The sequence below is a fragment of the Rhizobium alarense genome, assembly GCF_021555155.1.
Lineage (GTDB): Bacteria > Pseudomonadota > Alphaproteobacteria > Rhizobiales > Rhizobiaceae > Rhizobium_D > Rhizobium_D alarense.
Map to the genome: position 1 here is coordinate 21,669 of NZ_JAKGBU010000072.1, position 6,000 is coordinate 27,668.

The following is a 6,000-nucleotide window of genomic DNA, read 5'->3' on the forward strand; positions in this document are numbered from 1 at the left end:
CCGCCGTACCGGCGGGTTCCGTCCTCTGACAGGATACGACATGCCCGGGTCCATCTCCCCGCTCGCCCCGAAAATTTATGCCGAAATGCCGCCTGTGCGCGGCGTGCGCATGGCAACCGCCGCCGCCGGCATCAAATACAAGAACCGCACCGACGTGCTGATGATGGTCTTCGACACGCCGGCAGCCGTCGCCGGCGTCTTCACCCGTTCGAAGTGCCCTTCGGCACCCGTCGACTTCTGCCGGCAGAACCTTGCGGGCGGATGGGCCCGGGCGGTCGTCGTCAATTCAGGAAACGCCAACGCCTTCACCGGCAGGAAGGGTCGCGAATCGACGGCGATGACCGCCGCCGCCGCCGCCAGGGCGGTCGGCTGCAGCGAGGGCGAAGTGTTTCTCGCCTCGACAGGCGTCATCGGTGAACCGCTCGATGCGACGAAATTCTCCGGCGTGCTCGACGATCTCGCGGCATCGGCAACCGCCGACTTCTGGCTCGATGCCGCCAAGGCGATCATGACGACCGACACCTACCCGAAGGTCGCCACCGCGACGGCCGACATCGGCGGTGTCATGGTCCGCATTAATGGGATCGCCAAGGGGGCGGGCATGATCGCACCGGACATGGCGACGATGCTCTCCTTCCTGGTCACGGACGCGGCCATCGCCGCCCCGGCCCTGCAGCAGATGCTCTCCGAAGCCGTCGAGCCGACCTTCAACTCCATCACTGTCGACAGCGACACCTCCACCTCCGACACGCTGATGCTGTTTGCGACCGGCGCGACCGGCGGGCCGACCGTCGCCGACGCGACGGACCCGCGGCTCGCGGACTTCCGCAAGGCGCTTCAGGCCGTGCTGCGGGAGCTTTCGCTGCAGGTCGTGCGCGATGGCGAGGGCGCACGCAAGATGGTGAAGATCACCGTCGAAGGGGCGGAAAGCGACGCGGCCGCCAAGCGCATCGCGCTTTCCATCGCAAACTCGCCCCTCGTCAAGACGGCGGTCGCCGGTGAAGACGCGAACTGGGGCCGGATCGTCATGGCCGTCGGCAAGTCCGGCGAGATGGCAGACCGCGACCGGCTCGCGATCTGGTTCGGCGACGTGCGCGTCGCCGTCGACGGCGAACGCGATCCCGGCTATTCCGAGGCAGCCGCAAGCACCGTCATGAAGCACGAAGATATCGACATCCGCGTGGAGATCGGGCTTGCCGGGGGCAGCGCGTCGGTCTGGACCTGCGACCTCACCAAGGAATATGTCGAGATCAACGGCGACTACAGAAGCTGATGGCGCAGGAAATCGTTCGGGAGACTGCCGCCATGGACCCTGACTTGCCCCCGGCTCCCGATCTGCCGAATGTGCGGCGGCTGGAGGCGGTGGGCTTTCGCGCCTGGCCGGCGGCTTCTTCGCTCTATGACGGCAGCTGGCTGATCCGGCTGACGGCGGGCCACCCGTCGAAGCGGCTCAATTCCGTCAACCCGCTCGACCCTTCCGACTATCGCGACATCGAGATCCGGCTGGAGAAGGCGCGCAAGCGCTTCGCCGACTATGGCAGGCCGATGCTGGTGCGGCAGACGCCGCTCGCCCCGCAGCAACTGATCGACCACATGGACTCCCGCGACTGGAGCCGTCTCGGAGAGACGATCGTGATGACCTGCGACCTGCCGGCAGGCGATTCGGGCGACGCGCTCGACTATCTGCCGAGCCACGACGTCGGACGTTTTGTCGATGCACGGATCCACGTTGCAGCCGAACCGCCGACCCTCAAGCCCGGCCTGACGGAGATCGTCAACGCGATCAAGCCGGAAACCGGTTTCTTCGTCTTCGAGGCGAAGGATCGCGCGGCAACCGCCGTGGCGCTTGCCGTCCAGGACAATGACCTCGCGGGCGTGCTGCAGCTCGGCGTTCATGAGAAGGCTCGCGGCCAGGGACTGGGCGCATCGATCCTGCACGCCTGCCTGCGCTGGGCGCAATTGCGCGGCGCGCGGCGCGCCTGGGTGCAGGTGGAGGCGGAAAACACGGCTGCCGTGGCGCTCTATCGCAAGTCGGGCTTCGGGGAAGCCTACCGCTACGTCTACCGTGAAGCGTCTCAGCCATGACCGGGGCGAAACTCCGGAACATCCTGCTGGTCGCCGCCTGCGCCCTCGTCGATGCCGATGGCCGCATCCTGATCGCGCAGCGGCCGGAAGGCAAGTCGCTCGCCGGCCTGTGGGAGTTTCCCGGCGGCAAGGTGGAGACCGGCGAGACGCCCGAGGAGACGCTGATCCGCGAGCTCGACGAGGAACTCGGCATCCGCACCAAGGTCGCCTGCCTCGCGCCGCTCACCTTCGCCAGTTACACCTACGATGATTTCCACCTGCTGATGCCGCTCTATGTCTGCCGGCGCTTCGAAGGCGTGGCCCATGGGCGCGAAGGGCAGGCGGTTAAGTGGGTCCGCCCGAAGACCCTGCGCGACTATCCGATGCCGCCTGCCGACGAGCCGCTGATCCCCTTTCTCTGCGACCTGTTGTGAAAAAGTGACCTTTCGGTCGCACGATCCACAAAACGGGCGACTTCGTTAATCGAAAGTTTATGTCCGTCGTTCAAATACTGACGCTGATACGGCTTTAGGCGTGCGTGAAAGAGAAGCAGTATGCGTGACGACGATTTCTGGATGACGGTGCAGGACAAGGAGCAGACGACGTTCAGCGCCAGCAGGACCGGTGTGCTCAACCTTGCACTCCTGTTTGGAACCGCGGTCATCGCGCTTGCCCTGGTCCTGACGCCGCTGCTTTCCGCCAAGGGCGACAAGCGGATGATCGCATATACGCCCGACAACCTCGACATGATCTCGACCGGATCGGTGCCGCAGACGGGCAAGACCCGTCGCTACACGGTGCGCCGGAGCGTGCTTCAGGAGATGCCGGGCGCGGTCTGCATCATTGAAGGCAATGGCTACGGAAACGGTTGCTGACCAAAGCGGTTGGTCGGGAAATGCATCGGTCCGCGCGTCGCAACCCCGGGCCCGACAAGGCAGATGCGCCGCAAGCCGTCCGGCTTCGGCTCGATGAAACAAGCATTGAGAGGGCGGGTGCAATGCGGATCTGGAAGTTTGTCTGGCGCAGCAGGGACGGGGCCACGGCCGTCGAATACGGCGTGCTCGCGATGGCGATCTGCGTCGCCATCATAACAGGCCTCAGCGCCACCAGTTCGTCGCTCAACAACGTCTTCATCACCCTCGACAACGCCATCGGCGAGCTGCCGGCACGAGAGTAACTCCGCCGGATGGCAGTCTCAGGAGGACCGGGGCTTCAAGGCGTCGGCGAGCCGCATCTTGGCCGAGCCCGGTTTTAGCGGCTTCTGCTGGCTCTCATGCGGCGCCCAGCCGGACAGGTAGATGATCGAGAAGGTGGCGCGAACCCGGCCATCCGGATCGGAGAACCGCTCCGCGTAGAGTTCGGCGGCGCGCAGGAAGAAGCCGCGCGTCACCGGCCGGCGGCTCCGTCCGTGCAGCGGGTTGGCCATGCCCATGGCGCGCAGATCCCGCATCAGCGCAAACAGCGAGTCGTAGCGGACCGTATGGGTCTCCTTGTCCGTGACCGGCAGCGCGAAACCGGCCCGCTGCATCAAGGCTCCGAGATCGCGCACATCGGAGAACGGGATGACGCGCGGGCTGGCGCCACCAAACATCTCCGCCTCTGCCGCGAGCAAGACCTCCCGCAATTCCTGCAGCGTGTCGGCGCCCGGAACCGCCGCGAGAAAGAGCCCGTCCGGCCTGAGCGCCCGGCGGATCTGGATCATCACGCCGGGGGTATCGTTGGTCAGATGCAGCGACAGCGGCGAGACGACGAGGTTGACCGAGCCTTCGTCGAGGGGAACGATCTCCATCGGCGAAACCGTGACGGCTTCGGATCCAGCCGAAAACCGCGCATCCGCCTCGACGCGCTGCACGCCATCCACCTTGCCCGTTGCAAGAAGCGCACGCGCTGCAAGACCGGTGTGGCCATGCAATTCCACGGCACGTTCGAAGCGCCGATCCACCACGTCGAGCCTTTCGGAGAGCTCGCGCGCGGCAATCTCGAGCAGGAAATCGGCCGGCTGCGCGCCCTTCAGCGCCCGCAGCCGGTTCCGTGTGATCAGGTCCTGATCAAAGATCTCGTCCACGTCCTTGCCCGATCCGATGCTCGCGTCTTTTCCGTCGCATTGGCGCCATGACGCGCGTATTGTCAACCGCATGGGGCAAGGGCAGGCAACCATCGGGATCGGAGGGCGGCTGCGCGCACGCATCGGCGGGATCCGGCACACGCTGCTGGATGCCGTCTATCCACCGACCTGCGCGGGATGCGGCATCATCCTGGCGGGGTCGCACGGACTGTGCGCCGGCTGCTGGTCGTCGCTGCAGTTCATCGAGCGCCCCTATTGCGAAATCCTCGGCACACCCTTCGTTCATGATCTTGGCCCGCATATCCTGAGCGCCGAGGCGATCGCCAATCCGCCGCCGTTCGACCGATTGCGTTCCGCGGTGCTCTATGACGGCCACGCCCGCACGCTGGTGCAGGGCCTCAAGTATCGCGACCGGACCGATCTCGCGCCGATGATGGCCGGCTGGATGCTGCGCGCTGCCGATGGCGCCCTTGCCGGGGCCGACCTCGTCCTCCCGGTCCCGCTCCATCGTTCGCGCCTTGTCTGGCGCAAGTTCAACCAGGCCGCCGAGCTGGCGCGTCACCTGTCCGGCGCCTCCGGCAAGCCGGCGCTTTTCGGCGCACTCATCAGGAGCCGGCGCACGCGCCGGCAGGTGGGCCTAGGGTCGAAGGCGCGCGAAGACAACGTGCGTGGCGCCTTTGTCGTCACGCAAACGGGACGGGCGGAGCTCTTCGGCAAGAGGGTGGTGCTGGTCGATGACGTCTATACGACCGGGGCGACCGCGGCGGCGGCGAGCCGCGCGCTGAAGCGGGCAGGCACGATCGAGGTGACCGTTTTGACCTTTGCAAGGGCCTTGCCCGGACCTATATGAAAAGATCGAAACTTCGATCATCGATGGAGCGGAAAGGCATGGCTTCGGTCGTCATCTACACGCGTCAGTTCTGCGGCTATTGCAGCGCAGCAAAGAAGCTGCTGGAGACCAAGGGCGTCAGCTTCGAGGAGCACGACGCGACCTATTCGCCGGACCTGCGCCAGGAAATGATCAAGCGCGCCAATGGCCGCAGCACGTTCCCGCAGATTTTCATCAACGACGCACATGTCGGCGGCTGCGACGACCTGCATGCGCTGGAACGCGCCGGCAAGCTCGATCCCCTGCTCGCGGCGTGAGGGTAGACAGATGACCGCTCGCATAGCCGCCGTCCAGATGTGCTCCGGTATCGATCCGGCGCGAAACGCCGAGGCGATGGCACGTCTCGTGCGCCAGGCGGCGGCCGGCGGTGCCGTCTATGTCCAGACGCCGGAAATGACCGGCGCGCTGCAGCGCAGCCGCGAGGGCCTGCGCTCGATCCTGCGCGGCGAGGCCGACGACATCATCGTCGCGACGGCGTCGGCACTTGCCGCCGAGCTCGGCATCCATCTGCATGTCGGCTCGACGGCGATCGCGCTTCCCGATGGCAAGGTGGCCAACCGGGGCCTGCTTTTCGGCCCTGACGGCAGGCGGATCTGCCACTACGACAAGATCCACATGTTCGATGTCGATCTCGACAACGGCGAAAGCTGGCGCGAAAGCGCGACCTATACGCCGGGCACGACGGCGAGGACGGTCGACCTGCCATTCTTCCGGCTTGGCTTCGCCATCTGCTACGATGTGCGTTTCCCGGAGCTGTTCAAGTCGCAGGCGCAGGCCGGTGCGGAAATCATCTCCGTTCCCGCCGCCTTCACCCGCCAGACAGGCGAGGCGCACTGGGAGACATTGCTGCGCGCCCGGGCGATCGAAAACGGCGTCTTCATCGTCGCAGCCGCGCAGGCCGGCCTGCACGAGGACGGGCGCGAAACCTTCGGTCATTCGATGATCGTCGACCCCTGGGGGCGTGTGGTCGCGTCGGCCGGTG

Annotated in this window: 9 protein-coding genes; 8 read left to right on the plus strand and 1 reads right to left on the minus strand. The window is 66.0% G+C overall.

The annotated features are described in order from the left end of the window. The first annotated feature begins 40 nt into the window (after nucleotides 1–40). The 5 genes from argJ to LXM94_RS19730 all read left to right on the plus strand — a co-directional run bounded on the left by argJ (nucleotide 41) and on the right by LXM94_RS19730 (nucleotide 3,241). Entirely contained in the window at nucleotides 41–1,273 is a 1,233-nt protein-coding gene (argJ, locus tag LXM94_RS19710; protein ID WP_235773170.1) for a bifunctional glutamate N-acetyltransferase/amino-acid acetyltransferase ArgJ, read from the plus strand. Between the two features lie 32 nt (nucleotides 1,274–1,305). After that, entirely contained in the window at nucleotides 1,306–2,085 is a 780-nt protein-coding gene (locus tag LXM94_RS19715; protein WP_235773171.1) for a GNAT family N-acetyltransferase, read from the plus strand. Further along, entirely contained in the window at nucleotides 2,082–2,498 is a 417-nt protein-coding gene (gene mutT, locus LXM94_RS19720) for an 8-oxo-dGTP diphosphatase MutT (RefSeq protein WP_235773172.1), read from the plus strand. The genes LXM94_RS19715 and mutT overlap by 4 nt, the downstream gene beginning before the upstream one ends. Nucleotides 2,499–2,618: 120 nt before the next feature. After that, nucleotides 2,619–2,939: a hypothetical protein gene (locus LXM94_RS19725; RefSeq protein WP_235773173.1), complete on the plus strand. Its 321-nt coding sequence runs from the start codon at nucleotides 2,619–2,621 to the stop codon at nucleotides 2,937–2,939. Between the two features lie 122 nt (nucleotides 2,940–3,061). Next, the gene (locus tag LXM94_RS19730; RefSeq protein ID WP_235773174.1) at nucleotides 3,062–3,241 is read left to right on the plus strand and encodes a Flp family type IVb pilin; all 180 of its coding nucleotides are present in this window, start codon (nucleotides 3,062–3,064) and stop codon (nucleotides 3,239–3,241) included. 18 nt (nucleotides 3,242–3,259) lie between these two features. On the opposite strand, the gene LXM94_RS19735 is transcribed toward LXM94_RS19730, so the two are convergent. Further along, on the minus strand, nucleotides 3,260–4,129 hold the full coding sequence (locus tag LXM94_RS19735; protein WP_235773175.1) for a methyltransferase domain-containing protein: 870 nt from the start codon (nucleotides 4,127–4,129) through the stop codon (nucleotides 3,260–3,262). Between the two features lie 70 nt (nucleotides 4,130–4,199). Here LXM94_RS19735 and LXM94_RS19740 point away from each other — a divergent pair, with 70 nt between their 5' ends. The 3 genes from LXM94_RS19740 to LXM94_RS19750 all read left to right on the plus strand — a co-directional run. After that, entirely contained in the window at nucleotides 4,200–4,979 is a 780-nt protein-coding gene (locus LXM94_RS19740) for a ComF family protein (protein ID WP_235773176.1), read from the plus strand. Between the two features lie 38 nt (nucleotides 4,980–5,017). Then, nucleotides 5,018–5,275: a glutaredoxin 3 gene (gene grxC, locus LXM94_RS19745; RefSeq protein WP_235773177.1), complete on the plus strand. Its 258-nt coding sequence runs from the start codon at nucleotides 5,018–5,020 to the stop codon at nucleotides 5,273–5,275. Between the two features lie 10 nt (nucleotides 5,276–5,285). Beyond that, on the plus strand, nucleotides 5,286–6,000 hold a 715-nt coding region (locus tag LXM94_RS19750), incomplete at its 3' end, for a carbon-nitrogen hydrolase family protein (RefSeq protein ID WP_235773178.1).